Genomic DNA, 25,952 nt, shown 5'->3' on the forward strand with positions numbered 1-25,952 from the left:
GAATACAATAAGCGTGGGCTTTAGCCCTTTGCTAGTTTGCGTGCGGCCTCGATGGCGAAATAGGTGAGTACGCCATCGCAGCCCGCACGCTTGAAACAGAGAAGTGTTTCCATCATCACCCGCTCGCCGTCGATCCAGCCGTTCATGGCGGCCGCCTTGATCTGGGTATATTCGCCGGACACCTGATAGGCGAATGTCGGCAGGCCGAAATTCTCCTTCAGCCGCCAGCAGATATCGAGATAGGGCAGGCCGGGCTTGACCATCAGCATATCGGCGCCTTCCTCCACGTCGAGTGCTGCGTCGCGGATAGCCTCCATGCCATTGGCGGGGCTGATGTAATAGCTGTTCTTGTCGCCCTTCAGCAGGCCCGCCGTCGAGATGGCCTCGCGATAGGGGCCGTAATAGCCCGACGAGAATTTCGTCGCATAGGCCATGATGCCGACATTCTGGTGCCCGGCGGCGTCGAGACCACGGCGAATGGCGCCGATGCGGCCATCCATCATCTCGGAAGGGGAGATAATGTCCGAGCCTGCCTCCGCCTGAAGGATGGCCGCCCTGACGACCTGATCCACAGTCTCGTCGTTGACGATCTCGTCGCCACGCAAAATACCGTCATGCCCGTGGCTGGTAAAAGGGTCGAGCGCGACATCGGTGATCATGCCGATGTTGGGAACGGCTTTTTTAACTGCGATCGTTGCCTGATTGATGAGATTGTTGGCCTCGAGGGCATTGGAGCCGGTCTCGTCGCGCAGCTCCATCTCGATATTCGGGAAGGTGGCGATGGCGGGAATGCCGAGATCGGCGGCTTCCTTCGCTGCTTCCACCAGCCGGTCGACGCTCATGCGGTTGACACCGGGCATGGCGGGGATGGGTTCGACAATATTGCTGCCCGGCACGATGAAGACCGGCCAGATGAGATCGTCAACGGTCAGGCGATTTTCCTGCACCAGACGGCGCGTCCAATCCGCCTTGCGATTGCGCCGCATGCGGCGATGGCCGGTGATCTCGTCGACCAGATGCGTTTTGTCCTGCATGTCAGAATGTCCTTCGATCAAATTTCGAAAGCTGCATATCATGAAGCGTGGCCCATGCGAATGCGACAATCTTCCCTGATCAGCGTCCTGCGACGACGATGATGCTTTGACAAGGCGGGTGGCGAGATTCAATATGGGCTGGTCGCCCGTTCGTCGAGACCGTATCTTCCGGCCATGGAACCTGATTCTCAACCTCTGCCGAAACGCCCGCTCGCGGAAATCCTCTTTCTGGTCTTCATGAGGCTGGTTGCGGTTTCCTGTTTCTGGTTCGGCCTGCAATATTGGGCGATGCTGACAGGTTATTCGCTTGGCGGCCATGGGCGGTTCGATATGCTGAACCTGCCCTGGCGCGTGGCTGGCAGCGCGCTGGCCGTTATTTTCCCCGTCGCAGCACTCGGTCTATGGCTCGGAGCCTCCTGGGGTGCGGTCATGTGGGTCATGGGCGCGGGTGCGCAGATCGCCATGTATAAGGTGTGGCCGCATATCTTCGGTGCCAACACGCTGGTGCCCGTCATGCACGGTCTCGTGGCAACCATTTATATACTATTCCTGGTCGCTTTCTGGCTGGATCACCGCCAGAATGAAGAACGCGCAAGAATTGATTTACCATAAGAATAAAGCAATTCGGTCCGTTTTCACGCTAATTTTTCCCGTTAAGTCATTGATTTATAATGTTCACGCTCAGGGCGTTCCCGCTTCGCCACAAGTTTGGCCCTCCGGGGAAAATGCAGGTAAGCATTTGTTAATCGTAGCTTTTAAGTAGAATTTTATGCGCATTGATTAGGTTCTCACTCAAGGCGGGAGACAAACAAACACACCGCCAAACAAAACAGTGAGGCAGTCATGATCAATAGCAAAGTTAAGCCGCAGGCCGTTGTTGCCGATGCACATGAAGATACCATCCGCTCGCTCTACATGGAGTCGCTGCACCTGGTGGAACGCCTCCACCGCCGCCTCCTCGATGTCATCAAGGACGAGTTCGACCGTCAGGGTCGCGATGACGTCAACGCCGTTCAGGCCCTGCTGCTGTTCAACATCGGCAATTCCGAACTGACGGCCGGCGAGCTTCGTTCGCGTGGTTATTACCTCGGCTCGAATGTCTCCTATAACGTCAAGAAGCTGGTCGATCTCGGTCTCATCAACCACCAGCGTTCGCGCGTCGACCGCCGCTCGGTCCGCATCAGCCTGACCGAAAAGGGCCAGGAAATCGCCGAAACGGTCGCCCGCCTTTATGAACGCCACGTCGGCTCGATCGAAAAGGTCGGCGGCATCGGCACCGGCGAGTTCTCCGAGATGAACAAGCTGCTGCAGCGCCTCGATCGCTTCTGGAACGACTCGATCGCTTACCGCCTGTAACCGCAAGACGGTTCCACTGTTTAAGCCGGGAGCATTATTTTGCTTCCGGCTTGCGGATTCCGCGTTCCGCGGTTTTCTCTGTCACGCATAACCCTCGTTCGGGCCTTCTCGCTGTTTTTCAGGCGAACAAAGCTTCGTGAGGTGAGGCCCGTGACACGAATCGGCCATATTGATATGGGACCGGCAAAGGTGAAGGAGCCGGCTGTTTCTCCTGCTGTTGCGGCAAGTGCCGACTGTTCTGCCAGACAATAGCGCCCAATAGATGGGTGGTGAGTACTACCAGCCGGCAGACACGTTGTACGTGTTTGTTAATCATATTGATTTAGGCATTGTTGATAATGCCGAAGAGAGTGGCTGGTAGGTAGAATGACAAAAAAAACCGTTTCCGAATCCGTATCGCGCCGCACGCTTCTGCGTTCGGCCGTTTCCGTTGGTGTTGCAGCACTCGCTGCGCCGGCTCTTGCGCAGAACGCGCTGAACGATCTCATGGGCTCGTCGCGCCGTGGCAATTGGGATGATCAGTTCGATGCCAATTCCTCGCGTTCGGCCGTGGGTGTCGTTTCCAACAATCCGGTTCTTGGACGCGAAGCGCCTGTCTATATGCAGCAGGCGATCATGCAATATCAGCAGATAGTGCAGAATGGCGGCTGGCCGGAAGTGCCCGCGTCGCAGCAGCGTCTCCAGATCGGCGTCTCCGATCCTTCCGTGCAGGCGCTGCGTCAGCGACTGATGGTGTCCGGCGACCTGCCGCGCGAAGCCGGCATCTCCAGCGCCTTCGATTCCTATGTCGATGGCGCGCTGAAGCGTTTTCAGGCCCGTCACGGTCTTCCGGCGGATGGCGTCATCGGCGAATACACCACGAAGGCGCTCAATGTTTCCGCGCAGATTCGTCTGGCGCAGCTACAGACCAACCTTGTTCGCATCCAGTCCATGTCGGGCGATCTCGGCCAGCGTCACCTGATGGTGAATATCCCGGCCGCCGCCATCGAGGCAGTGGAGAATGAACGCGTCGTGTTGCGCAACACGGCCGTCGTCGGTCGCGCCAGCCGTCCGACCCATGTGATCAACTCCAAGATTTACGAAGTCATCCTGAACCCTTATTGGACCGCACCGCGCTCGATCGTCGAAAAGGACATCGTGCCGTTGATGCAGAAGGACCCGACCTATCTGGAGCGGAACAATATCCGCCTCATCGACGGCAAGGGACAGGAAGTGTCACCAACCGCAGTCGACTGGTTCGCGCCGAAGGCTCCGAACCTGATGTTCCGTCAGGACCCCGGCAAGATCAACGCCATGTCGTCCACGAAGATCAACTTCCACAATCCCAATAACGAATATATGCACGACACGCCGCAGCAGGGCCTGTTCAACAAGCTGATGCGTTTCGAATCCTCCGGCTGTGTGCGCGTGCAGAACGTGCGCGACCTGACGAGCTGGCTGCTGCGCGACACGCCCGGCTGGTCGCGTCAGGAGATGGAACGCGTCATCGCCACCCGCGTCAACACGCCGATAAAGCTCGCTCAGGAAGTTCCCGTTTATTTCGTCTATATCACCGCATGGTCGGCAAAGGACGGCGTGGTTCAGTTCCGCGACGATATCTACGGCAAGGACGGCAATGCCGAACTGGCGCTCAACACCACCGCGGGCATGGAGCAGCCGGCAGGTGCCGTGGACGACGATCTTCTGCCGCGCAATTGATCGGGCTTTTTGCCGTCAGCTTGGAATTGTGGGCGAGGGGAGAGGTGATCGCTGGAAAGCCGGCCAGTCCCTCCGCCGTCATCCTCGGGCTTGTCCCGAGGATCTAATCACCTATCGTAAAATAGAAGCGTTGCAGATCCTCGGGACAAGCCCGAGGATGACGCGAGTGTGTGGCTCGGCCGCGCATCATCGAAGCGCCGCCTTTATTTTCCGTCGTATCCTGTTTTTCATAAAAACATCTGTCACTTTTCGCCGCAACGTCGCAGTTTGACGGGCAAATCTCGCTGCCCGTATTGCTCTTGTTCGGGCAGGGCGCTAAGACGCCATCGCATTACTGTTTCAGGAGCCTTCATCATGTCGAACACAGATGCTTTCTTCTCCCGCCCGCTTGCCGAAGCCGATCCGGATATTTTCGGCGCGATCGAGAAGGAACTGGGTCGCCAGCGCCACGAGATCGAACTGATCGCATCGGAAAATATCGTTTCCCGCGCCGTGCTCGAAGCGCAGGGTTCGATCATGACCAACAAATATGCGGAAGGTTATCCGGGCAAGCGTTATTACGGCGGCTGCCAGTTCGTAGACATCGCTGAAGAGCTCGCCATCGAGCGCGCCAAGAAGCTGTTCGGCGTCAACTTCGCCAACGTCCAGCCGAACTCCGGTTCGCAGATGAACCAGGCCGTGTTCCTCGCACTCCTGCAGCCGGGCGATACCTTCATGGGCCTCGACCTGAATTCGGGCGGTCACCTGACGCATGGTTCGCCAGTCAACATGTCCGGCAAGTGGTTTAACGTCGTGTCCTACGGCGTGCGCGAAGGCGACAACCTTCTCGACATGGACGAGGTGGAGCGCAAGGCCAAGGAAACCCGGCCGAAGCTCATCCTCGCCGGTGGCACCGCCTATTCTCGCGTCTGGGACTGGAAGCGTTTCCGCGAGATCGCCGATGAAGTCGGCGCTTATCTGATGGTCGACATGGCCCACATCGCCGGTCTCGTTGCCGGTGGCCAGCATCCGTCGCCGTTCCCGCATTGCCATGTTGCCACCACCACCACGCACAAGTCTCTGCGTGGCCCACGTGGCGGCATGATCCTGACCAATGACGAGGATCTGGCCAAGAAGTTCAACTCGGCCGTCTTCCCCGGCCTGCAGGGCGGCCCGCTGATGCATGTCATCGCCGCCAAGGCCGTTGCCTTCGGTGAAGCTTTGCAGCCGGAGTTCAAGGATTATGCCGCACAGGTGGTAAAGAACGCCAAGGCGCTGGCCGAAACCCTGATCGAAGGCGGTCTGGACGTCGTCTCCGGCGGCACGGACAACCACCTGATGCTGGTTGACCTTCGCAAGAAGAACGCCACCGGCAAGCGCGCGGAAGCAGCTCTTGGCCGCGCTTACATCACCTGCAACAAGAACGGCATTCCTTTCGATCCGGAAAAGCCCTTCGTCACCTCGGGTGTCCGTCTCGGCACGCCGGCCGGCACGACGCGCGGTTTCAAGGAAGCGGAATTCCGAGAAATCGGCAAGCTGATCGTCGAGGTTCTCGATGGTCTGAAGGTTGCCAATTCGGACGAGGGCAACGCCGCCGTCGAGGCTGCGGTGCGTGAAAAGGTCGTCGGCCTGACCGACCGTTTCCCGATGTACCCGTACATGTAAGGAAAAAAGACGATGCGCTGCCCATTTTGCGGTTCCGAAGACACACAGGTCAAGGACTCGCGTCCGGCGGAGGACAATACCTCCATCCGCCGGCGGCGCATCTGCCCCGATTGCGGCGGCCGCTTCACGACCTATGAGCGCGTGCAACTGCGCGAGCTGATGGTCATCAAGAAAAGCGGCCGCAAGCTGCCCTTCGACCGGGAAAAGCTGGTGCGTTCCTTCGAGATCGCGCTGCGCAAACGCCCGGTCGATCGCGACCGGATCGAGCGGGCTGTGTCAGGCATTGCCCGTCGTCTCGAAAGCTCCGGCGAGACGGAAATTCCCTCGGAAGAAATCGGCCTCCAGGTCCTGGAAGCACTGAAGAGCCTCGATGACGTTGCCTTCGTGCGCTACGCCTCGGTCTATCGTGATTTCAGCCATGCCGAGGATTTTGAGAACGTGATTGCCGAAATCAACGCCAAGATCGCCCGCGATACGGACGCTGGAGTGTAGCCGTGACCACCCGTGCCGATGACGAAAGGTTCATGGCCCGCGCCATCGAGGTTTCGCTTCGCCATCAGGGCCAAACGCTCACCAATCCCTCCGTCGGCTGTGTTCTCGTCAAAGACGGGCAAATCATCGCCGAGGCCGTGACCGCCGTTGGCGGCCGCCCGCATGCCGAACGGCAGGCGCTGGAAATCGCCGGCGAGGCGGCGCGCGGCGCCACCGCCTATGTGACGCTCGAACCCTGTTCCCACTGGGGCAAAACCCCGCCCTGCGCCAATGCCTTGGTGGAATACGGCGTCGCCCGTGTCGTGGTGGCGGTGGATGATCCCGATGAGCGCGTTTCCGGCCGCGGTTATCAGATATTGCGCGATGCCGGCATTGTCGTGGAAACCGGCCTGTTGCGGGACGAAGGTAAAAGGGCGCTGGCAGGCTACCTTACGCGCCAGATGAAAAAACGCCCGCATGTGATTCTGAAGCTTGCAATTTCTGCCGATGGCATGATCGGCAGGAAAGGTGAGGGGCAGGTGGCGATCACCGGGCCCGAGGCTCGCCATGCCGTGCATGAGCTTAGGGCGCGTTGTGATTGCATCCTCGTCGGTATCAGGACGGCCATTGGGGATGATCCCGAACTGACGGTCCGAATAGCTGGTCTCGAGGATCGTTCGCCGGTTCGCATCGTGCTGGATCGGCAGTTTGAGTTACCGCTGACATCGAAGCTGGTGAAGACAGCGCGGGAGGTGCCGGTGATCGTTGCGGCGTTACCCCCCTCTGCCCTGCCGGGCATCTCCCCCTCAAGGGGGGAGATCGGCAAGGGGCTGGCCGCTCGCTCAAATTTCGACTCCACCTCTCATTCGTCAACCTTCAAGGTCTGGCAAGGCAGCGCCCCATCGATCTCCCCCCTTGAGGGGGAGATGCCCGGCAGGGCAGAGGGGGGTAGCCGCGACCACCGACGCCAACTTCTCACCGAAGCCGGCGTCCAGATTCTTGAAGCCCCAACGCTCGAAAACCTCCTCCAAACCCTTGCCCAAAGCGGCATGTCGGAACTTCTGGTCGAAGGCGGCGCTTTTGCAGCAAAATCATTCCTTGAAGCGGGGCTGGTGGACCGTATCATGCTGTTCGAAAGCCCGGTCGTGATCGGTGAGGGCGGCATTGAAACGCCGCTCAACCGTGCCGATATCACGGGCGACTATGCTCTGGTCAGCGAGACCGCCCATGGGCCGGATCGCTGCTTCTGTTATGAAAGGCCGATTTGATGTTTACCGGAATTGTCACCGATGTCGGAACCGTATCCGAGCTGGAAGCTCTGGCCGAAGGCGTGCGTCTGCGGGTGGCGACCAATTACGATCCTAAGACCATCGATATGGGCGCATCGATCTCCCATGGCGGCGTCTGCCTGACGGTGACGAGACTGCCGGAGGACGGCAGCAATGAGCGCTGGTACGAGGTCGAGGCCTGGGAAGAGGCGCTGCGCCTGACAACGATTGCCGGCTGGCAAAAGGGTACCCATGTCAATCTGGAACGGGCGCTGAAGATCGGCGATGAGCTTGGCGGCCACATCGTTTCCGGCCATGTCGATGGCAAGGCGGAAATACTTTCCGTGGAACCCGAAGGCGAGGCGGTGCGCATTCGCCTGCGCGCTCCGGAGCATCTGGCGAAATTCGTGGCGCCCAAGGGTTCCGTGGCGCTCGACGGCACCTCGCTGACCGTCAACGCCGTCGAAGGCACAGATTTCGACGTGCTGTTGATCCGCCATACGCTCGCCGTCACCACCTGGGGCGAACGCCAGCCGGGCGATTTCGTGAATTTCGAAGTCGACACCATGGCGCGTTACGCCGCAAGGCTTGCAGAATTTCCGCCGGCTTAAACTGAGGACGATGAGTCAGCGGACGTCGCGGCAGATCAATTCTTGTCCGACACCCTGCTTCCGATTGGAGCGTAAACGTTATAAAGACGTTTTGGGGCTCCAAACGGGGTAGGGGAAATACATCATGCCGTCCTTCGAAGTGCTGACAGCCTTTTTCATAACCACCGCCTTGTTCGCCTATATCCCCGGTCCCGCCATGCTTTATGCGGCGGCGCAAACCCTGGCGCGCGGCCGGTTTGCCGGGCTGATGGCGGTGCTTGGCATCCATGTCGGCTGCTATTTCCACATTTTCGCTTCTGCGGCAGGGCTTTCGGTGCTGTTTCAGGCCGTTCCCTGGCTTTATCTCGCCGTGAAGCTCTGCGGCGCGCTTTATCTCGTCTGGCTCGGTTTCTCGATGCTGCGCAGCAAGCTCGAGGGCGAGGCGGTCAATCTGACCATCGAGCCGAAATCGGCCCGCCGCGCCTTTATCGACAGCATCATCGTCGATGTGCTCAATCCGAAGACGGCGCTGTTCTTTCTGGCCTTCCTGCCGCAATTTGTCGATCCCGCGGCTGCCTTTCCGGTCTGGTTGCAGTTCCTGATCCTCGGCATCGCCGTCAATTTCATTTTTTCCTCGGCCGATCTCGTCGGTGTCCTTCTGGCGGGCGCCATGGTCGGACGTTTGAAGCGTTCCAGCGCGGTGCAGGTGCTTGCCCGCCGCGCTGCCGGGACGGTGCTGATGGGGCTTGGCGTCCATCTCGCCTTCCAGAAAACCTGATTGTCGCGGAGCCGCGCCGGAAGACGTGAAACCCGGCCAAATGCCCCGCAAACGCGGCCTCTCGCGCCGGTGACACATGAAATTACTTGCCAAAAACGGCCAGCCGTGGTTTGACCGCCGCAAAAGCCGGTATGATCCGGCGTCAAGCTTTTCAGGAAAATATCATGTCCCAACCCCATCTTCTTATCGTGGAAGCACGTTTTTACGACGATATGGCGGATGCGCTTCTCGAAGGCGCGAAGTTCGCGCTTGATGAAGCCGGCGCCACCTATGACGTCATCACCGTTCCCGGCGCGCTGGAAATCCCCGCGGCCATCGCGATGGCGCTCGATGGCGCAGACAATGACGGCACGGAGTATGACGGTTTCGTTGCGCTCGGCATGGTCATTCGTGGTGAGACCTATCACTTCGATATCGTCGCCAATGAATCCTCCCGCGCCCTGATGGATCTCGCCGTCAGCGAATCGCTGCCGATCGGCAATGGCATCCTCACCGTCGAAAATGACGAGCAGGCCTGGGCGCGCGTGCGCCGCTCCGACAAGGACAAGGGCGGCTTCGCGGCCCGTGCGGCTCTGACGATGATTGAGCTGAAGAAGAAACTGGGTGGCTGAACGCATGTCGGATGTTGAAAACGGCGGCGAACCGCGCCAGCCTTCGGTAAAGCCCGCCAACCAGCGTGGCGCGGCCCGTCTTGCGGCCGTGCAGGCGCTGTACCAGATGGATGTCGGCGGAACCGGTGTGATGGAAGTCGTTGCCGAATATGAGGCGCACCGTCTTGGCCAGGAAGTCGATGGCGATACCTATCTGAAGGCCGATCCTTCATGGTTCCGTTCGATTGTTTCCGGCGTCGTCCGCGATCAGACGAAGATCGATCCCTTGGTGCGCTCCGCCCTTCTGGAAGATTGGCCGCTGTCGCGCCTCGATGCCACCGTGCGCGCCATACTGCGTGCCGGCACCTTCGAGATTCTCGAGCGCAAGGACGTGCCGGTCGCCGTCATCGTCACGGAATATGTGGAAATCGCCCGCGCTTTCTTCGAGCATGACGAGCCCAAGCTGGTGAATGCGGTTCTGGATCGCATTGCCAAACAGGTTCGCGGCGAGGCAAAACGCTGAATGAGAGCATTTCGAGGAAAAACGGAATCCGCTTTTCCGTCCGGAAATGCGAAAATTCTCTAAAACAAATGAGGAAGAGATGAGCGCGGTTTCCGTCCCCGGACTTGAAGTTCAACTGGACGAGGCGAAGCGCAATGTCTTCCTCCTGACCATGGCGCAGGCGATCATGGGATCGGCCGCGCCCTTAAGCTTTTCGGTCGGCGCGCTTGCCGGCTATCAGTTGCTCGGGACGGACAAGTCGCTGGCGACCGCGCCTCTCACCGGCTTCAATATCGGCGTTGCGCTCGGCGCGATCTGCGTGGCGGCCGCATCCCGCTTCCTTGGCCGCAAGGCAGGCTTCATGGTCGGCGCGCTGATGTGCTCCATCGGCGGCGGCATTGCCGCGGTCGCGCTCTTCCGCTCCGATTTCTGGCTGTTTGCCCTCGGTCTGCTGCTGATCGGCATTTCCGGCGGCTTTACGCAAAAAATTCGCTTCGCTGCAGCTGACGCCTCGCCATCCTTCTACAAACCGAAAGCGATCTCCTGGATTCTGGCTGGCGGCATCATCTCGGCCATCGTCGGACCACAGCTCGCGATTTTCGGCAAGGACCTGCTTGCGCCGGTAACCTTTGCGGGGGCCTTTATCGCGCTCGTTCCGCTGGGGCTTTTATCCATTGTCATTTTGGCGTTCTTGAAACTTCCCGATCCCAAGGCTGCCGCCACGCACGCTGAGGCGCCAAGGCCGCTGTCGGAAATCGTCCGAACCCAGCGTTTCATCACGGGCATGATCTGCGGCATAGGCTCCTACGCCTTGATGACCTTCATGATGACCGGCGCACCGCTCGCCATGGTAGTCGGCTGCGGCTTCCCGACGGAACTCGCCACGCTTGGCATCCAGTGGCACGTTCTCGCCATGTTCGGCCCGAGCTTCTTCACCGGCATGCTGATTTCCCGATTCGGTTCGGAAAAAATCGTCGCGGCGGGCCTCATCGTGCTGATGGCCTGCGCCATCGTCGCCCATATGGGCGTCGAGTTGTGGAACTTCTGGGCGGCGCTCATCCTGCTCGGCCTCGGCTGGAATTTCGGTTTCATCGGCGCAACCGCCATCATCACGTCAAGTTACCGCCCGCATGAGGCGGACAAGGTGCAGGGCTTCCACGATATCGTGCTGTTCGGCACCGTGGCCCTGTCATCCTTCTCTTCCGGCAAGGTGTTTACGGCCTGGGGCTGGTCGGTAATGAACCTCGTTATTTGGCCGGTTGCCGGGCTTTGCCTTCTGCTTGTCCTGTCGCTCGTCCTGACAAGTCGCAAAAAAGCGGCCTGAGTCTCGCGCCACGCTCTACTCCTTTCAAGTTTCAGGCAAATTTGTGGGCTTGACGCGACACCTCGCGCCAACGCAATCTCCGCTGCGAGGACATTTTTCCTTGGGAGGGGAACAAATGCCCAAGACGGGATTTGGGACAGGCCGTCCGCATCTCCCTGCACAAGGTTTCGCCACGCCGGGGAGGGAGTGAGACCCGGCCTTTTGGGAGGTAAGTGCGCATGACCGTAATACCCATCGTAATTTTATGCGGTGTCCTGTCCGTGGTTTACGCGGTATGGGCGACCAAGAGCGTTCTCGACGCCGATCAGGGCAACGAGCGTATGCGTGAAATAGCAGGTTTTATCCGTGAAGGTGCGCAGGCTTATCTCACCCGTCAATATCTCACCATCGCCATCGTCGGGCTGATCGTCGCCGTTCTGGCCTGGTATCTTCTGTCATCCATGGCCGCCATAGGTTTCATCATCGGCGCGGTTCTGTCTGGTGTCGCCGGTTTTGTCGGCATGCATGTCTCCGTGCGCGCCAATCTGCGCACGGCGCAGGCTGCATCTCATAGCCTTGGTGCCGGCCTCGATATCGCCTTCAAATCGGGCGCCATCACCGGCATGCTGGTGGCGGGCCTCGCGCTGCTCGGCGTCTCGATCTATTATTTCGTTTTGACCTCGGTGATGGGCCATCCTGCAGGATCGCGTGAGGTGATCGACGCGCTGGTGTCGCTCGGTTTCGGCGCATCGCTGATCTCCATCTTCGCCCGCCTCGGCGGCGGCATCTTCACCAAGGGTGCGGATGTCGGCGGCGATCTCGTCGGCAAGGTGGAAGCCGGCATTCCCGAGGACGATCCGCGCAACCCGGCGACCATTGCCGATAATGTCGGCGATAACGTCGGTGATTGCGCCGGTATGGCGGCCGACCTGTTCGAAACCTATGCTGTCTCCGTGGTCGCGACCATGGTTCTTGCCGCGATCTTCTTTGCGGGAACGCCGATTCTGGAAAGCGCCATGGTCTATCCGCTGGCGATCTGCGGTGCCTGCATCCTGACCTCGATTGCCGGTACATTCTTCGTCAAGCTCGGCACCAACAATTCCATCATGGGCGCGCTCTACAAAGGGCTCATCGCAACCGGCATCTTCTCCGTCGTCGGCCTTGCCGTGGCAACCTATGCCACGGTCGGCTGGGGAGCGATCGGCACGGTGGCCGGCATGGAGATCACCGGCACCAACCTCTTCTTCTGCGGCTTGGTTGGCCTCGTCGTAACGGCGCTGATTGTCGTCATCACCGAATATTATACTGGCACCAACAAGCGCCCGGTCAACTCCATCGCCCAGGCATCCGTTACCGGCCACGGCACCAACGTCATCCAGGGCCTTGCGGTCTCGCTGGAATCGACGGCGCTGCCGGCCATCGTCATCGTCGGCGGCATCATCGGAACCTACCAGCTCGGCGGCCTGTTCGGCACCGGCATCGCCGTCACCGCCATGCTCGGGCTGGCGGGCATGATCGTCGCGCTCGACGCCTTCGGCCCGGTCACGGACAATGCGGGCGGTATCGCTGAAATGGCCGGTCTCGATCCCGACGTGCGCAAGGCGACCGATGCGCTGGACGCCGTCGGCAACACCACCAAGGCGGTGACCAAGGGTTACGCCATCGGTTCGGCTGGTCTCGGCGCATTGGTGCTATTTGCGGCCTATGCCAACGACCTCTCCTATTTCGCCGCCAATGGCGAGACCTATCCCTACTTCAAGGATATAGGCGAGATTTCCTTCAGCCTCGCCAATCCTTACGTGGTTGCCGGCCTGCTGTTCGGTGGTCTCATTCCCTATCTCTTCGGCGGCATCGCCATGACGGCGGTGGGCAAGGCGGCAAGCGCCATCGTTGAGGAGGTCCGCCGCCAGTTCCGCGAAAAACCCGGCATCATGGCCGGTACGGAAAAGCCGGACTACGGCAGGGCCGTGGACCTTTTGACCAAGGCGGCGATCAGGGAAATGGTCATTCCGTCGCTTCTGCCCGTTCTGGCGCCGCTCGTGGTTTATTTCGGCGTTCTGCTGATCTCTGGCTCCAAGGCATCAGCCTTTGCCGCGCTGGGTGCGTCCCTGCTGGGTGTCATCATCAACGGGCTGTTCGTGGCAATTTCCATGACGTCGGGTGGTGGCGCCTGGGACAACGCCAAGAAGAGCTTCGAAGATGGCTTCATCGACAAGGACGGCGTGCGCCACGTCAAGGGTTCCGAGGCGCACAAGGCATCGGTAACGGGCGACACGGTCGGCGATCCCTACAAGGATACCGCGGGTCCGGCCGTCAACCCGGCTATCAAGATCACCAATATCGTGGCGCTGCTGCTGCTGGCTGTTCTTGCCCACTGAAGGCTGACGTTTCCGCCAAATGAAAAGGCCCGGGGATCGCTCCCCGGGCCTTTGAATTTATTATCCTTCTTCCGATCAGGGTGTGTTCCCACCCTGACCGAGAATGCTCTTGGCGATATTGGCGCCCGAGGTGCCGCCGGAAAGCAGCTGCTGCAGGAAGGTGAGGTCCTTGCCGCCCGTCGGCGTGGTGCGCGAAATCGTGTCGAATACCTTGCCGTCCTGCAGCGTATAATTGGCCTTACGCTCGATCACGCCGTCCTTGTTGAAGTAGATGGCGAGAATGTTCTGCTCGACCAGCGACGGCTTCATGAAAGCCGCGCGGCGTACGCGCTTCTGCGAGATGTAATAGAACACCTCGTTGCCGAAAGTCGCCGTGGTGGAAGGCGTGCCCATGGTCAGGAGAACCTGCTCACGGCTGGAACCTTCGGGGATCAGCTGGAGGGCCTGCTCGTCCATGACGTAGCCGTTGTGAAATACGTCTGTCGTGCTCGTGCAGGCGGAAAGCAGGCCGGATGCGAGCACGATTGCGATGGCGGTCTTGCTCAGAATTTTGCCGTGACTTGCGGATTTCTGCTTGCTCAACTGCTTTTCCCCGACTGCGATCATGAATGGCACCTTCCGGCATTGCGTGGTGCACAGTGTCTGTGCACATGATTGTGTCAATCCGGGGACGGAAAATCCCGATCACCCCCCAAATTCAATGCTTTCCCGACCTTCTGGAACTCCTCCGGTTCTCTTCGACTGTTTCAGCCCAAAGACGAACGTGACCGTGACAGCATTGCAATTCGTGGATGCTTCGGTAAACCAGCTTTGACGATCATGCAACAAGTGCGATGGGCGGTAAGCGAATTCACCCGTCCCCTTCGGAAAAAAAACGATGATATTCGGGCTGTTCAGACAGAAAAACAACAATCGCGCCATAGTCGACCGGCAATATGCGACCTTGACGGCTGCCGCCCGCGCGCCCGGGTTTTATCTCGACTTCGGTGTGCCCGACACGGTCATGGGCCGCTTCGAGATGCTGTCGGTCATCATGATTCTCTATTTTCGCCGCACCAAATCGTCAGGTGTCAGCGGGCAGGAGATCGCCCAGGAGATCGTCGACGCCTTTTTTCAGGACCTCGATCATTCCATCCGCGAATTGGGGATAGGCGATCAGGGTGTGCCGAAACGCATGAAGAAATTCGCCGGCATGTTCTATGGGCGGCTGGAATCCTATGCGGCGGCGCTGGATGCTTCCGACCGCGTCGCTCTTGCCGCAGCGCTCCGGCGCAATATATATCCGCAGGTAGATGAGAAGGCACCCGAGATGGAAGGGCTGGCGGGCTGGATGATGGAGACATCCGATGCCCTTGCCGCCCAGTCCGAAGAAACGATAGCAACCGGAAGCCTGACGCTGCCCCTGCCTGGACAATGAGGTTCACGATGAACGCGCGACACCCCGCAAATGATGACCTGCCTTTTTCCTATCCCGTCAAGGTAGGCCATATTTCCGCCAATCCGGTGAGGATTGGTCTCGAAGCCAGCGCCGAGGAGTTGAAGGCGCTTGCGAAATTCTGGGATGTGGTCTCCGTCGAATATCTGAAGGCGGAGCTGCAGGTAACCCGCTGGAAGAAGGATGGCATCAAGATCAAGGGCGAAGTGCATGCGGCGGTCACTCAATCCTGCGTCGTGACGCTGGAACCGGTTTCGAGCAAGATCGATGAGACCGTGGAGCATATTTTCGTGCCGGAAGGATCGAAGCTGGCGCGGATGGTGACGAACGAAGAAGGCGAGATCGTACTCGATCCCGATGGTCCTGACATTCCCGACCAGTTCACCGGCGACAGCATCGATGTCGGTGCCGTGGTTGCCGAATTTGCGGCCCTTGCCATCGACCCTTATCCGCGCAAGCCGAATGTGGAATTTGCCGAAAAGGCTGAAAAAGAGGCCGACGATGACAAGCCGCCATCGCCCTTTGCCGTGTTGAAAGATTGGAAAAAAGACTGAATGGCCCAGCCGGCCTGAAATAATTTTATTGTAACAAGAGCCGGAAAAGGTATTTTCGCGCAAAATCCGCTTGATTGGCGGCAAGTAAGGATAAGGGACGAGTGATCAGAATTGCAATTGACGTCATGGGCGGCGATTTCGGCCCAGATGTTGCCATACCCGGTGCCGCCAAGGCGCTTGAACGGCACAACGATGTAACTTTTCTGCTCTACGGGCAGAAGAGCAAATGCGACCCCATTCTGGCACAATATCCCACGCTTCGGGAAAAGTCGGTCTTTCACGATTGTGAAGTCTCGGTCAGCATGGACGAGAAACCGAGCCAGGCGCTGCGCCGCGGCCGCTACGTCTCCAGCATGTGGCGCGCCATTGAAGCCGTGAAGCTCGGTGAAGCCGATGTCGCCGTTTCCGCCGGCAATACCGGCGCCTTGATGGCCATGGCGAAATTCTGTTTGCGCACCATGGCGCGGGTGGAGCGCCCGGCGATTGCCGGCATCTGGCCGACACTGAAAGGCGAAAGCATCGTGCTCGACATTGGCGCGACCATCGGCGCTGATTCCCAGCAGCTGCTGGATTTCGCCCTGATGGGCGGCGCCATGGCGCGTGCGCTGTTCGATATCGACCGTCCGACCGTCGGCCTGCTGAATGTCGGCGTCGAGGAGGTCAAGGGTCAGGAAGAGGTGCGTGAGGCCGGACGTCTGATCCGCGAGGCCGATCTCGCTACCATCGATTATCGCGGTTTCGTCGAAGGCGACGATATCGGCAAGGGCACAGTGGATGTGGTGGTGACCGAAGGTTTCACCGGCAATATCGCGCTCAAGGCCGCCGAAGGCACCGCCCGCCAGATCACCACGCTGCTGCGTGAGGCGATCTCCCGCAGCTTCTTCGCCAAGATCGGTTATATCCTGGCGAAAAGCGCCTTCGATGTGCTTCGTGAAAAGATGGACCCGCGCAAGGTCAATGGCGGCGTGTTTCTCGGCCTGAACGGCATTGTCATCAAGAGCCATGGCGGCACGGATGCCATCGGTTTTGCCTCTGCCGTCGATGTCGGCTACGACATGGTCCACAACGGCCTGACGGCCAAGATTGAAAATGATCTGAAAATTTACCACGCAAGACGGCTTCCGCCCCCGGCGCCCGAAGCTCTCGTGGCTGACGAGGAATAAGGGAATGATCCGCTCTATAGTTCGTGGTTTCGGGGCAGCGCTTCCGAAGCGTGTCATGACCAACAGTGAAATCGAAGGTGTCGTCGAGACGTCAGACGAATGGATCGTGCAGCGCACAGGCATCAGACAGCGTTATATCGCCGGCGAAGGTGAAACCACCGCGTCTCTCGGCGAAGCGGCGGCGCGTGCCGCCCTCGACAATGCCGGCCTCACGCCCGACGATATCGACCTCATCATTCTGGCCACCTCGACCCCGGATAACACCTTTCCGGCAACGGCGGTGAACATCCAGAACCGTCTTGGCATGACCCACGGTTTCGCCTTCGACATGCAGGCCGTCTGCTCCGGTTTCGTTTATGCCGTATCCACCGCCGATCTCTATATTCGCGGCGGCATGGCCAAGCGCGTTCTGGTGATCGGCTCTGAGACCTTCTCGCGCATCCTCGACTGGAAGGACCGCACGACCTGCGTCCTCTTCGGTGACGGCGCCGGCGCGCTGGTTCTGGAGGCCGGTGAGGGTGAAGGCACCTCCGCCGATCGCGGCATCCTGACCGCACAGCTGCGCTCCGACGGCTCGCACAAGGAAAAGCTCTATGTCGATGGCGGTCCTTCCACCACAGGCACGGTCGGTCATCTGCGCATGGAAGGCCGGGAAGTATTCAAGCACGCCGTTGGCATGATCACCGACGTCATCGAGCAGGCCTTCGAGGCGACCGGCACAACGGCCGACGATCTCGACTGGCTGGTTCCGCACCAGGCCAACAAGCGCATCATCGACGGTTCAGCGAAGAAGCTTAACATAGACCCGGAAAAAGTCGTGATCACCGTCGATCAGCACGGCAACACCTCGGCCGCCTCCATTCCGCTGGCGCTCGCCGTTGCCGCCGGTGATGGACGCATCAAGAAGGGCGATCTGGTCATGCTGGAAGCCATGGGCGGCGGCTTCACCTGGGGCGCGGTGCTGCTGCGCTGGTAAAGGCGCGATTTTCGCGTTTGCTGGGGCGATGGCGCGAAATCGGTTGTGATTTTCGCGCCATCGCCCCGATCGGACGCGCCGGAGCGGCCCGAGCCTGTGTCAAAAGCGTATCACTCGCCCTAAGCCCTTGCACTGATTGCCGAAAGCCTCAAATGAATCTGGAACAATCCCTTGACCGGTCGCCACAAGGGAAATAATCTCGGCGGCTCCTAGAGAAGAGTTCAGACACGGTTTGTGGGGAAAAATGGCCGGGAAGACAGTGACACGCGCAGATCTTGCAGAATCTGTGTTTCGTAAAGTCGGGCTGTCCCGCACCGAATCCGCTGAACTGGTCGAGACGATCATTGACGAAATTTGCAACGCGATCACCCGCGGCGAAGTCGTCAAGCTTTCTTCCTTCGCGACGTTTCAAATCCGGGAAAAGAACGAGCGTATCGGCCGCAACCCCAAGACGGGCGAGGAAGTTCCGATCTCCCCACGTCGCGTCATGACCTTCAAGGCCTCGAATGTGCTGAAGCAGCGCATTCTGAAGGCCCATACGGCCCGCAAGGCCAAGCAGAAGGGCCAGAAGGCCGGAGCATAATCCTTCTCTAGAGTTATAAGCGACACGCCTTTTTGTCGTATCGTGAGCCTTTTTCCCCATTCTTCTTGTGAACATGCTTGAATTTCAACGTGCAAGCCGTTGAAATCCGGTCGACTCACATCATAATCAATTTTAGTGATTTGTATCTCGCCGCAATGGCGTCTGCGCGGGTTCAGAACGGATGTCGCGCGATGTTTGACCGGCGTGTGAAAAGCGTTCTCGTTCAGTGTCCGGCCGGATGCGTGGCGCTCCGGTTCGGATGGGAGTGGAAATTTGGATAAAAGCCCCGACGCGTTTCGGACGATCAGTGAAGTGGCGGATGAGTTGAACCTGCCGCAGCATGTGCTGCGTTTCTGGGAAACACGCTTTCCGCAGATCAAGCCGATGAAACGGGGTGGGGGCCGCCGTTATTACCGCCCTGACGATATCGATCTCCTGAAGGGTATCCGTCACCTTCTTTATGACCATGGCTACACCATTAAGGGCGTACAGAAGCTGCTGAAAGCCAATGGTAACCGCTTCGTGGCGGCCATCGCCTCCGGTGATCTCGCAACCATGGAAGCCATCATGGCGGCGAGCGGTGAAAAGGAAGTCGCCGAACCGCGTGTCGTCGATACCGATGGGGACGAGGTCGTCGGCCGTCCGAAGGCCAAGCCAAGCGGCCGTTTTTTTGGCTTCGGCGGTGGCGGCGATGCGGAAATATCGGTCGGCAAGTCGAGTATCGGCAAGGACGATCAGGCGCTTTTGCAGGAAGCCCTGTTCGACCTCCTCGAATGCAAGCGCCTTCTCGATCAGGTCCGCTGACGGTTTATCCACAGCTCATTTGCGTGCTTTCCATTCGGGAAATCGAGAAAACAAGGGGTTAGGGCGTTTCCCCTTTTCTGTGAAAAGCGAAAACGCCCGGCAACGCCAACCTTTCGGAAACTCCTTTGGCCGATAATGCGGCTCCGTTGAAAGGAGTCCGATCGTGAGCAACCGAAAATCGACAGCACGACGCCGTACGGCGAAGAAATCGAGCGGCGGTAGCGTTTGGCCCTGGGTGCTGATGCTGGGCGTCGTCGCCGGCGGCATTCAGGCTTACGAACATCGCGACAGTCTTTTGCCGCAGCGGCATGTTGCAAAGGCGACATCTTCGACCACGAGTTCTTCGAAAGTTGCCACGGTGGCCAAACGCGATTCCGTCACGCGGGAGAAAGTGGCGTCCATTCGCCCCGCATCGCCGGCTCTGCCCGGCAACGGCCCGGTGCCACCGCGCTCGATCGCCATGCCGTCCGCCTCGCAGCCGAGCCAGGTCGCCGCTATCTTGCCGGAAACCCGTCCTTCGGTCGAAAAAATTTCGCTCGGTGAAAAAAGCGGTACTTTTGCTTTCTGCGGTCGTTCCGGCCTCAACAATTGCGTGGCCGACGGCAACACCTTCTGGATGAAGGGCGTGAAAATGCAGCTTGCCGGCATAGAAGTGCCGCAGATCGACCGGGCGCGCTGCATGGAAGAGCGCCAGCGTGGTTTCATTGCGAAGGTCAGGCTTCGTGACATGTTGAATGCCGGGGCCTTCGATGTGGCGTCCGGCGGTGCTGCGGGCGGGCAAGCCACGGAACGCAAACGGCTTTCGCGTTCGGGCGTATCCTTCGCCGATCAACTCGTGCGCGAAGGGCTCGCGCATCCGGCATCGGCAAAAAATCAGTCCTGGTGTGGGTAGAGCATTCTCGCTTTTTGTCGAATCGCGAAAACGCTCTCGCTCTTGGTTCGCCGCCTTCCCGGACGGAAAACCGGGTTCCACTTTTCCTGGAAATGCTCGGAGGCCCCGTTGACCGAAACGGTTCGGCCTGTGTAGATGAGGCTCAGTCATCTTCGGGACCGGAACCCAGCGCCGGGCGCCGGCAGCATGACGATTTTTTGTAACGCCCCGGCCGGAACGGTTCGTGGCGCGGCAATGCGGACGTGGCGAAATCGGTAGACGCAGCAGACTTAAAATCTGCCGACCATTGGTCTTGCGGGTTCAAGTCCCGCCGTCCGCACCATATCCTCCTGATTAAAATTTTCTTTTCGTTTTCCTGCGATTTCGGGGCATTTAAAGGGGATTCCCGGCTTTTTGGGTATAGATCGCGCGAACGCCCGCGCGCGCCTAAAAAATGAGCTTGATTACGAGGGCGGCATTTTTCTCCGGGAATCATCAAAAAGAACCTCTTGACCTTGCCACGATGGGAAGCCCTATCTTTTTTCAACACAAGAAAAGAGGGGGCATACGCATGTCACAAATGGAGCTCCGGGCGAGTCATCAGATTGCGATCGATGGCATGACCTGCGCCTCCTGTGTCGGCCGCGTGGAAAAGGCGATTGCCAAGGTGCCGGGCGTTCTGAAAGCTTCGGTCAATCTGGCAACGGAACGTGCCGACATTTCCTTTTCTGGGTCGCCGGATGTGCCGGCCGTTATCGAGGCGGTGCGGCAGGCCGGTTACGGCGTCGAAGAAAAAACCATCGAACTCGATATTGAGGGCATGACCTGCGCCTCCTGCGTCGGACGTGTCGAAAAGGCGTTGAAGGCCGTTTCCGGTGTTTCCGGTGCAAGCGTCAATCTGGCGACGGAACGCGCCACCGTCCGCGTTGCCGGCAACGCCGTGTCTGCGGCCAACCTTTCGGATGCCATCAAACGGGCGGGCTATAAGGCGAGTGAGGTTGTCGCCGACAAAGCCACGGATGGAGAGCAGGACAAGCGCGAGGCGGAACTGCGGAGCCTCAAAATCAGCCTTGCCGTCGCCGCTGCACTGACGTTGCCGGTCTTCGTACTGGAAATGGGCTCGCATCTGGTGCCCGCCATCCATGATTTCGTGATGGAAACGGTTGGCATGCGGGAAAGCTGGTATCTGCAATTCGTGCTGACCACGCTGGTTCTGTTCGGTCCCGGCCTGCGCTTCTTCAAAAAAGGCATCCCCGCGCTTCTGCGGTTTGCGCCGGACATGAATTCGCTCGTCGTACTTGGCACCGCCGCCGCCTGGGGGTTTTCGGTCGTCGCAACCTTCATGCCCAAAATCCTGCCGAGTGGCACGGCCAATGTCTATTATGAGGCAGCAGCGGTCATCGTCTCACTCATCCTCCTTGGTCGTTTCCTGGAAGCGCGCGCCAAAGGCCGCACCAGCGAGGCAATAAAGCGGCTCGTCGGCCTGCAGGCCAAGTCGGCCCGCGTGCTGCGCGATGGCGAAACCATCGATGTACCCTTACAGGATGTGCGAACGGGTGATGTGATCGTCGTTCGCCCCGGTGAGAAAGTGCCGGTCGATGGTCTGGTTCTGAGTGGCTCCTCTTATGTCGATGAATCGATGATCACGGGTGAGCCGGTCCCGGTTACCAAAGCCGAGGGTTCCGAGGTGGTCGGCGGCACAGTGAACCGCAATGGCTCCTTCACCTTCCGCGCCACCACGGTCGGCGCAGATACGCTGATAGCCCAGATCATCCGCATGGTGGAGGAGGCGCAGGCCGACAAGCTGCCCATTCAGGCGCTGGTAGACAAGGTGACAAACTGGTTCGTGCCGGCGGTAATGCTGGCAGCGCTCGCCACCTTCATCGTATGGTTCATGTTCGGGCCAGATCCGGCCTTGACCTTCGCGCTCGTCAATGCGGTTGCGGTGCTCATCATCGCCTGTCCCTGTGCTATGGGCCTTGCCACGCCGACCTCGATCATGGTCGGCACCGGCCGCGCCGCGGAAATGGGCGTGTTGTTCCGCCGTGGCGATGCGCTTCAGACGCTGCGCGACGCCGACGTGATCGCTGTTGACAAGACAGGCACGCTGACGCTCGGCAAACCGAAGCTGGTGCATTTTACCGCGACAGAGGGCTTCGATGCGGATGAGGTGTTGCGCCTCGTCGCATCGCTGGAGAACCATTCCGAACATCCGATTGCCGAAGCGATCGTCGAGGCTGCGAAACATGGCGGCATGACGCTTGTCGATGCGGAGGGCTTCGAGGCGACCCCCGGTTTTGGTGTTGCAGCCATGGTCGACGGCCGCAGGGTGGAAGCAGGTGCGGACCGGTTCATGACCAAGCTCGGTTACGATGTGGCGATGTTCGCAGAAGATGCCGAGCGGCTGGGCAGGGAAGGGCAGTCGCCGCTTTATGCCGCCGTCGATGGCAGGCTGGCCGCGATCGTCGCCGTTGCCGATCCGATCAAGCAGACGACCCCGGAGGCGATTGCGGCGCTGCATGCGCTCGGCCTTAAAGTGACGATGATCACGGGTGACAACCGCCGCACCGCTGAAGCCATCGCCCGTCGGCTCGGCATTGACGAGGTGGTGGCGGAAGTCCTGCCCGACGGCAAGGTCGAGGCGGTCAAGAGGCTCGCCGCCGACGGTCGACGTGTCGCCTTCGTCGGCGACGGCATCAACGATGCACCGGCGCTGGCCGCCGCCGATGTCGGGCTTGCCATCGGCACGGGCACGGATGTCGCGATTGAAAGCGCCGACGTGGTGCTGATGTCCGGCGATCTACGCGGCGTCGCCAACGCCATCGCACTCTCCAAGGCCACGATCCGCAATATCGGCCAGAATCTGTTCTGGGCCTTCGCGTACAATGCCGCTCTCGTTCCCGTCGCGGCTGGAATATTGTATCCTGTCAACGGCGTTCTGCTGTCGCCAGTCCTTGCTGCCGGAGCCATGGCGCTTTCCAGCGTCTTCGTATTGACGAACGCGCTACGCCTGAAGAGCTTCCGTGCGCCCCTGGTGGACAGACCTGCGGGCCTTAAGCTCGCAGCGGCGGAATAGGAGGAGCAGACATGGCGCTTCAACACACCGTTTTCCTGCCGCAGATCGAACGCAGCATCTCTGTGGCGCCGGGCGAGACTGTCCTCCAGGCCGCCTTGGCGGCAGGGATCGCTTATCCGCATGGCTGTCGTATGGGCCGCTGTGGCGCCTGCAAATCCAGGCTGATCTCCGGCGATGTCGATCTTCTCAAGCACACGCCTTTTTCTCTGACAGAGGAAGAGAAGGCAGATGGTCTGACGCTTGCATGCCGAGCCGTACCATTAGGCGACGTGGTGATCGGCTGGCTCAATGGAGCTGAGCCGCTCTCCGACAATCGCGCGGATGTATTTTCTACCTCGGAAAGATAGGAGCAGGATCGATGAATATTGGCACAGCCGCCACCGCCTCCGGTGTTTCTGCGAAGATGATCAGGCATTACGAGACAATCGGCCTGATCAAATCGGCAAACCGCACGGAATCCGGCTATCGGGTCTACACTGCCAACGACTTGGAAACGCTGCGCTTTATCCGGCGCGGACGCGATCTCGGTTTTTCCATCGAAAAAATCAGGCAACTCATGACCCTCTGGCGCGACCCCGGTGGCGCCTCCTGCGATGTCAAACGCATCGTCATGGAACATGTCGTCGACCTGGAAGCGAAGATGGATACGCTGCGGGAGATGGCGGACACGCTCCGAAACCTCGCGACCTATTGCCCGGACAATGGTGAGCCGGAATGCCCGATCATTCATGACCTTGCTCATGCGGAAGATCTTGATTTTTCAGCGGTTGCCGTCGTGCCCAAACGCACCGGCATGCTGAAGGGCACAGCAGGCCCGGTGATGGATTTACAGCGCCCAGTGAAATAAGCCCCCGGTTCCTTTTGGGGGAGCGGGCAATGAATGCAGTGCGAATTGCCAATCACGATGAAGGAGACCAAGCCATGTGGATACAGGTAATACAGCGCTTCTTTATTCTGTGCCTGATGCTGGCGATCGTGTCCGTCATCGCGTTTCTTTTGCCCTATATGGCGGGCGGCGATCCGGCTCGCACCATCTTGTTTTCACGCATGCGCGATACCGCGCTCGATCCGCATGCGGTGGAGGCGCTGCGGGTCAGTCTCGGGCTCGACCGGCCGCTTTATGTGCAATATTTCGCATGGCTGTCGAATGCGTTGCGCGGCGACCTCGGTTTTTCTTTCACCAGCAGCCAGCCCGTCGCTGCCGAACTTATGCGCTCGCTCTGGGTGTCGGTAACGCTGGCGCTGACGGCGCTTGCATTCGCGGTCGCCGTCGCCCTGCCGCTCGGTACGCTGGCGGCCATGCGTCCCGGCGGACGGCTCGATAATTTTGCGACGCTGATGATCCAGACCTTCGTCGCAACGCCCGAATACTGGTTTGCGCCCATGTCGGCTCTGGTCTTTGCGCTTTATCTCGGCTGGTTGCCTTCGGCCGGATGGGATAGCTGGCGCTCGCTGGTACTTCCCGCATTGACGCTCACGCTCAGGCCGCTCGCCTATTTCACCCAGGTGACGCGCGCGGCCATGGCCGAGGTACTGCGCGCGCCTTATATCACGGCGGCCCGCAGCCGCGGTCTCGGCATGCATAGCACGGTGCTGCGGCATGGCGTCCGCAACGGTTCGCTGCCGGTCGTCACCTTCTTCGCATTGTGGCTCGCGGGCCTTTTGGGTGGATCGGTGGTCGTGGAAGTCATCTTCGCCATCCCCGGCATGGGCCGGCTTCTCTACGACGCCGTGGTCAATCGCGATATCCCGATGCTGCAGGGCGGTTTCATCTGCATCGTGGCGCTCTCCATCCTCATCAATACCTTGGCCGACAGCTTTTATGTCCTGATCAATCCAGCAATGCGAGGTCACCATGACCATTAGTCACTTCCCGAGCGCGCCTGCCGCCGCCATGCCGATGACTGCGCCCAAGCGCCCCTCGAGCCTCGCCCGGTTTACGGATTTCATCCGCTGCCGTCACTGGACCTTCTATGCGGGTGCGGCGATCTTTCTGGTCATCATCCTGCTGCTGGTCATCGCGCCGTGGATTTCGCCCTATGATCCGGCAAAGCAGAACCTGCGTCTGCGGTTGAACGCGCCGAGCGCCCTCTACTGGCTGGGAACGGACCACCTGGGCCGCGATGTGCTCAGCCGGCTGCTGGTCGGCGGCCGCTTCACGGTCACCATTGCCGCCGTCACCGTCATTCTCTCTGTCGTGATCGGGACCTTCATCGGCATCATCAGCGGCCGCAGCCGCGGCATCCTCGACGAGGTGCTGATGCGCATCGTGGACCTGCTCATCGCCATACCGGACGTGGTAATCGCGATTTTCCTCGTGGCCATTTTCGGTCCGGGATATGGCACGCTGATCGCGTCGCTGACGATCGTCGGATGGACACCTTTTGCACGACTGGCGCGGGGACTGACGCTCTCGATCAATTCGCGCGAATATATCCGCGCCGCCGAGGTGCTCGGCTGCACACGGCGCTTCATTATCTTCCGGCATATTATTCCCAACACGATCTGGCCGATTGCGGCGGTGGCGTTCCTGCGCTTCGGCCACAAGCTGATCACGGTTGGCGGGTTGTCGTTTCTGGGCCTTGGCGTACAGCCGCCGGCCGCCGACTGGGCGCTGATGTTGGCCGATGCGCAGGCTTACGCGGAACGGATGCCCGTTCTCGTCATCGCACCGGGTCTGGCGATCTTCTTGGCGGCGCTCAGCGTAACGTGGATCGGCCATGGCCTGAATCTGGAAACAAAGAAAACCAACGGTCATTGACGCCTGCGGGCGGGCAATGACGGATTTGACGATTGCCAAACATCGACGACGCAACGGAGCAGGAAGGAGAGTAATATCGTCTGAAGCCGCATGAAAATACGCAATGCCTCCGATTCA

The 25,952-nt window shown here is 59.7% G+C and carries 25 protein-coding genes, 1 tRNA gene and 1 pseudogene; 25 read left to right on the forward strand and 2 right to left on the reverse strand.

The features are described 5' to 3' along the window. Positions 1–20: 20 nt before the first annotated feature. A complete protein-coding gene (gene hemB, locus ACQZ48_RS07540) occupies positions 21–1,034 on the reverse strand; it encodes a porphobilinogen synthase (protein WP_077982518.1) in 1,014 nt (337 codons plus the stop codon). Positions 1,035–1,208: 174 nt separating this feature from the next. Here hemB and ACQZ48_RS07545 point away from each other — a divergent pair, with 174 nt between their 5' ends. The 12 genes from ACQZ48_RS07545 (at position 1,209) to ACQZ48_RS07600 (ending at position 13,612) form a co-directional block, all read left to right on the forward strand. After that, entirely contained in the window at positions 1,209–1,646 is a 438-nt protein-coding gene (locus ACQZ48_RS07545) for a DUF6163 family protein (RefSeq protein ID WP_077982517.1), read from the forward strand. A 234-nt stretch (positions 1,647–1,880) separates the two neighbouring features. Further along, positions 1,881–2,390 (forward strand): transcriptional regulator LdtR, encoded by a 510-nt coding sequence (ldtR, locus tag ACQZ48_RS07550; protein ID WP_026363448.1) that lies wholly within the window; start codon positions 1,881–1,883, stop codon positions 2,388–2,390. 366 nt (positions 2,391–2,756) lie between these two features. Beyond that, the gene (locus ACQZ48_RS07555; protein ID WP_077982516.1) at positions 2,757–4,088 is read left to right on the forward strand and encodes a L,D-transpeptidase family protein; all 1,332 of its coding nucleotides are present in this window, start codon (positions 2,757–2,759) and stop codon (positions 4,086–4,088) included. A 354-nt stretch (positions 4,089–4,442) separates the two neighbouring features. Then, the gene (glyA, locus tag ACQZ48_RS07560) at positions 4,443–5,732 is read left to right on the forward strand and encodes a serine hydroxymethyltransferase (protein WP_077982515.1); all 1,290 of its coding nucleotides are present in this window, start codon (positions 4,443–4,445) and stop codon (positions 5,730–5,732) included. Positions 5,733–5,744: 12 nt separating this feature from the next. Next, positions 5,745–6,224 (forward strand): transcriptional regulator NrdR, encoded by a 480-nt coding sequence (nrdR, locus tag ACQZ48_RS07565; protein WP_006312828.1) that lies wholly within the window; start codon positions 5,745–5,747, stop codon positions 6,222–6,224. A 2-nt stretch (positions 6,225–6,226) separates the two neighbouring features. Next, positions 6,227–7,471 (forward strand): bifunctional diaminohydroxyphosphoribosylaminopyrimidine deaminase/5-amino-6-(5-phosphoribosylamino)uracil reductase RibD, encoded by a 1,245-nt coding sequence (gene ribD / locus ACQZ48_RS07570; protein WP_191217772.1) that lies wholly within the window; start codon positions 6,227–6,229, stop codon positions 7,469–7,471. Beyond that, positions 7,471–8,082 carry a riboflavin synthase gene (locus ACQZ48_RS07575; RefSeq protein WP_142912554.1) on the forward strand — a complete coding sequence of 204 codons (612 nt, stop codon included), beginning with the start codon at positions 7,471–7,473 and terminating at the stop codon, positions 8,080–8,082. The genes ribD and ACQZ48_RS07575 overlap by 1 nt, the downstream gene beginning before the upstream one ends. Positions 8,083–8,206: 124 nt before the next feature. Beyond that, the gene (locus tag ACQZ48_RS07580) at positions 8,207–8,839 is read left to right on the forward strand and encodes a LysE family translocator (RefSeq protein WP_191217773.1); all 633 of its coding nucleotides are present in this window, start codon (positions 8,207–8,209) and stop codon (positions 8,837–8,839) included. Between the two features lie 164 nt (positions 8,840–9,003). Next, on the forward strand, positions 9,004–9,450 hold the full coding sequence (gene ribH, locus ACQZ48_RS07585; protein ID WP_077982966.1) for a 6,7-dimethyl-8-ribityllumazine synthase: 447 nt from the start codon (positions 9,004–9,006) through the stop codon (positions 9,448–9,450). 4 nt (positions 9,451–9,454) lie between these two features. Further along, the gene (nusB, locus tag ACQZ48_RS07590) at positions 9,455–9,952 is read left to right on the forward strand and encodes a transcription antitermination factor NusB (RefSeq protein WP_010971444.1); all 498 of its coding nucleotides are present in this window, start codon (positions 9,455–9,457) and stop codon (positions 9,950–9,952) included. 79 nt (positions 9,953–10,031) lie between these two features. Beyond that, positions 10,032–11,255, forward strand: a complete 1,224-nt coding sequence (locus tag ACQZ48_RS07595) for an MFS transporter (RefSeq protein WP_448728705.1) — start codon at positions 10,032–10,034, stop codon at positions 11,253–11,255. 218 nt (positions 11,256–11,473) lie between these two features. Then, entirely contained in the window at positions 11,474–13,612 is a 2,139-nt protein-coding gene (locus ACQZ48_RS07600) for a sodium-translocating pyrophosphatase (RefSeq protein ID WP_173988680.1), read from the forward strand. A gap of 75 nt (positions 13,613–13,687) precedes the next feature. Here the strand turns inward: ACQZ48_RS07600 and ACQZ48_RS07605 are convergent, their stop codons facing one another. Continuing rightward, the gene (locus ACQZ48_RS07605; protein ID WP_077982509.1) at positions 13,688–14,218 is read right to left on the reverse strand and encodes an outer membrane protein assembly factor BamE; all 531 of its coding nucleotides are present in this window, start codon (positions 14,216–14,218) and stop codon (positions 13,688–13,690) included. Between the two features lie 271 nt (positions 14,219–14,489). On the opposite strand from ACQZ48_RS07605, the gene ACQZ48_RS07610 reads away from it, so the two are divergent. The 13 genes and pseudogenes from ACQZ48_RS07610 (at position 14,490) to ACQZ48_RS07670 (ending at position 25,835) form a co-directional block, all read left to right on the forward strand. Further along, a complete protein-coding gene (locus ACQZ48_RS07610; RefSeq protein ID WP_077982508.1) occupies positions 14,490–15,029 on the forward strand; it encodes a ubiquinol-cytochrome C chaperone family protein in 540 nt (179 codons plus the stop codon). Positions 15,030–15,037: 8 nt separating this feature from the next. Then, on the forward strand, positions 15,038–15,601 hold the full coding sequence (locus ACQZ48_RS07615) for a YceD family protein (protein WP_077982507.1): 564 nt from the start codon (positions 15,038–15,040) through the stop codon (positions 15,599–15,601). 101 nt (positions 15,602–15,702) lie between these two features. Beyond that, complete coding sequence (gene plsX, locus ACQZ48_RS07620) at positions 15,703–16,764, forward strand: phosphate acyltransferase PlsX (protein ID WP_443387136.1); 1,062 nt, start codon at positions 15,703–15,705, stop codon at positions 16,762–16,764. A 4-nt stretch (positions 16,765–16,768) separates the two neighbouring features. Then, positions 16,769–17,740, forward strand: coding sequence for a beta-ketoacyl-ACP synthase III (locus tag ACQZ48_RS07625; protein WP_077982505.1), 972 nt, complete (start codon positions 16,769–16,771; stop codon positions 17,738–17,740). A 244-nt stretch (positions 17,741–17,984) separates the two neighbouring features. Next, positions 17,985–18,323, forward strand: coding sequence for an integration host factor subunit alpha (locus ACQZ48_RS07630; protein ID WP_003502236.1), 339 nt, complete (start codon positions 17,985–17,987; stop codon positions 18,321–18,323). A 273-nt stretch (positions 18,324–18,596) separates the two neighbouring features. After that, positions 18,597–19,127, forward strand: coding sequence for a MerR family transcriptional regulator (locus ACQZ48_RS07635; RefSeq protein WP_077982504.1), 531 nt, complete (start codon positions 18,597–18,599; stop codon positions 19,125–19,127). Between the two features lie 163 nt (positions 19,128–19,290). After that, complete coding sequence (locus ACQZ48_RS07640) at positions 19,291–20,019, forward strand: nuclease (protein WP_137410093.1); 729 nt, start codon at positions 19,291–19,293, stop codon at positions 20,017–20,019. A 236-nt stretch (positions 20,020–20,255) separates the two neighbouring features. Then, a tRNA-Leu gene (locus ACQZ48_RS07645) sits at positions 20,256–20,341 on the forward strand. Between the two features lie 237 nt (positions 20,342–20,578). Continuing rightward, positions 20,579–23,074 (forward strand): heavy metal translocating P-type ATPase, encoded by a 2,496-nt coding sequence (locus ACQZ48_RS07650; protein ID WP_448728714.1) that lies wholly within the window; start codon positions 20,579–20,581, stop codon positions 23,072–23,074. Between the two features lie 11 nt (positions 23,075–23,085). After that, positions 23,086–23,385: pseudogene (locus ACQZ48_RS07655) on the forward strand (2Fe-2S iron-sulfur cluster-binding protein); the annotation flags it as partial. A 47-nt stretch (positions 23,386–23,432) separates the two neighbouring features. Beyond that, the gene (gene cueR, locus ACQZ48_RS07660) at positions 23,433–23,921 is read left to right on the forward strand and encodes a Cu(I)-responsive transcriptional regulator (protein ID WP_077982501.1); all 489 of its coding nucleotides are present in this window, start codon (positions 23,433–23,435) and stop codon (positions 23,919–23,921) included. Between the two features lie 74 nt (positions 23,922–23,995). Continuing rightward, positions 23,996–24,940, forward strand: coding sequence for an ABC transporter permease (locus tag ACQZ48_RS07665; RefSeq protein ID WP_077982500.1), 945 nt, complete (start codon positions 23,996–23,998; stop codon positions 24,938–24,940). Then, positions 24,930–25,835, forward strand: a complete 906-nt coding sequence (locus ACQZ48_RS07670) for an ABC transporter permease (RefSeq protein WP_077982499.1) — start codon at positions 24,930–24,932, stop codon at positions 25,833–25,835. The genes ACQZ48_RS07665 and ACQZ48_RS07670 overlap by 11 nt, the downstream gene beginning before the upstream one ends. The last annotated feature ends 117 nt before the right edge of the window (positions 25,836–25,952 follow it).

It is taken from the genome of Agrobacterium sp. 22-209-1, from assembly GCF_053522485.1.

What these genes read in the sequence shown, in the direction of transcription:
- ACQZ48_RS07670 (WP_077982499.1), top strand. Translation starts at nt 24,930, where the DNA reads ATGACCATTAGTCACTTCCCGAGCGCGCCTGCCGCCGCCATGCCGATG.
- nrdR (WP_006312828.1), top strand. Translation starts at nt 5,745, where the DNA reads ATGCGCTGCCCATTTTGCGGTTCCGAAGACACACAGGTCAAGGACTCG.
- ACQZ48_RS07555 (WP_077982516.1), top strand. Translation starts at nt 2,757, where the DNA reads ATGACAAAAAAAACCGTTTCCGAATCCGTATCGCGCCGCACGCTTCTG.
- ACQZ48_RS07630 (WP_003502236.1), top strand. Translation starts at nt 17,985, where the DNA reads ATGGCCGGGAAGACAGTGACACGCGCAGATCTTGCAGAATCTGTGTTT.
- ACQZ48_RS07580 (WP_191217773.1), top strand. Translation starts at nt 8,207, where the DNA reads ATGCCGTCCTTCGAAGTGCTGACAGCCTTTTTCATAACCACCGCCTTG.
- ACQZ48_RS07595 (WP_448728705.1), top strand. Translation starts at nt 10,032, where the DNA reads ATGAGCGCGGTTTCCGTCCCCGGACTTGAAGTTCAACTGGACGAGGCG.
- ACQZ48_RS07665 (WP_077982500.1), top strand. Translation starts at nt 23,996, where the DNA reads ATGTGGATACAGGTAATACAGCGCTTCTTTATTCTGTGCCTGATGCTG.
- ACQZ48_RS07605 (WP_077982509.1), bottom strand. Translation starts at nt 14,218, where the DNA reads ATGATCGCAGTCGGGGAAAAGCAGTTGAGCAAGCAGAAATCCGCAAGT.
- ACQZ48_RS07650 (WP_448728714.1), top strand. Translation starts at nt 20,579, where the DNA reads ATGGAGCTCCGGGCGAGTCATCAGATTGCGATCGATGGCATGACCTGC.
- ACQZ48_RS07575 (WP_142912554.1), top strand. Translation starts at nt 7,471, where the DNA reads ATGTTTACCGGAATTGTCACCGATGTCGGAACCGTATCCGAGCTGGAA.
- ribH (WP_077982966.1), top strand. Translation starts at nt 9,004, where the DNA reads ATGTCCCAACCCCATCTTCTTATCGTGGAAGCACGTTTTTACGACGAT.
- ACQZ48_RS07545 (WP_077982517.1), top strand. Translation starts at nt 1,209, where the DNA reads ATGGAACCTGATTCTCAACCTCTGCCGAAACGCCCGCTCGCGGAAATC.
- ACQZ48_RS07615 (WP_077982507.1), top strand. Translation starts at nt 15,038, where the DNA reads ATGAACGCGCGACACCCCGCAAATGATGACCTGCCTTTTTCCTATCCC.
- glyA (WP_077982515.1), top strand. Translation starts at nt 4,443, where the DNA reads ATGTCGAACACAGATGCTTTCTTCTCCCGCCCGCTTGCCGAAGCCGAT.
- ACQZ48_RS07600 (WP_173988680.1), top strand. Translation starts at nt 11,474, where the DNA reads ATGACCGTAATACCCATCGTAATTTTATGCGGTGTCCTGTCCGTGGTT.
- ACQZ48_RS07610 (WP_077982508.1), top strand. Translation starts at nt 14,490, where the DNA reads ATGATATTCGGGCTGTTCAGACAGAAAAACAACAATCGCGCCATAGTC.
- ACQZ48_RS07625 (WP_077982505.1), top strand. Translation starts at nt 16,769, where the DNA reads ATGATCCGCTCTATAGTTCGTGGTTTCGGGGCAGCGCTTCCGAAGCGT.
- hemB (WP_077982518.1), bottom strand. Translation starts at nt 1,034, where the DNA reads ATGCAGGACAAAACGCATCTGGTCGACGAGATCACCGGCCATCGCCGC.
- cueR (WP_077982501.1), top strand. Translation starts at nt 23,433, where the DNA reads ATGAATATTGGCACAGCCGCCACCGCCTCCGGTGTTTCTGCGAAGATG.
- nusB (WP_010971444.1), top strand. Translation starts at nt 9,455, where the DNA reads ATGTCGGATGTTGAAAACGGCGGCGAACCGCGCCAGCCTTCGGTAAAG.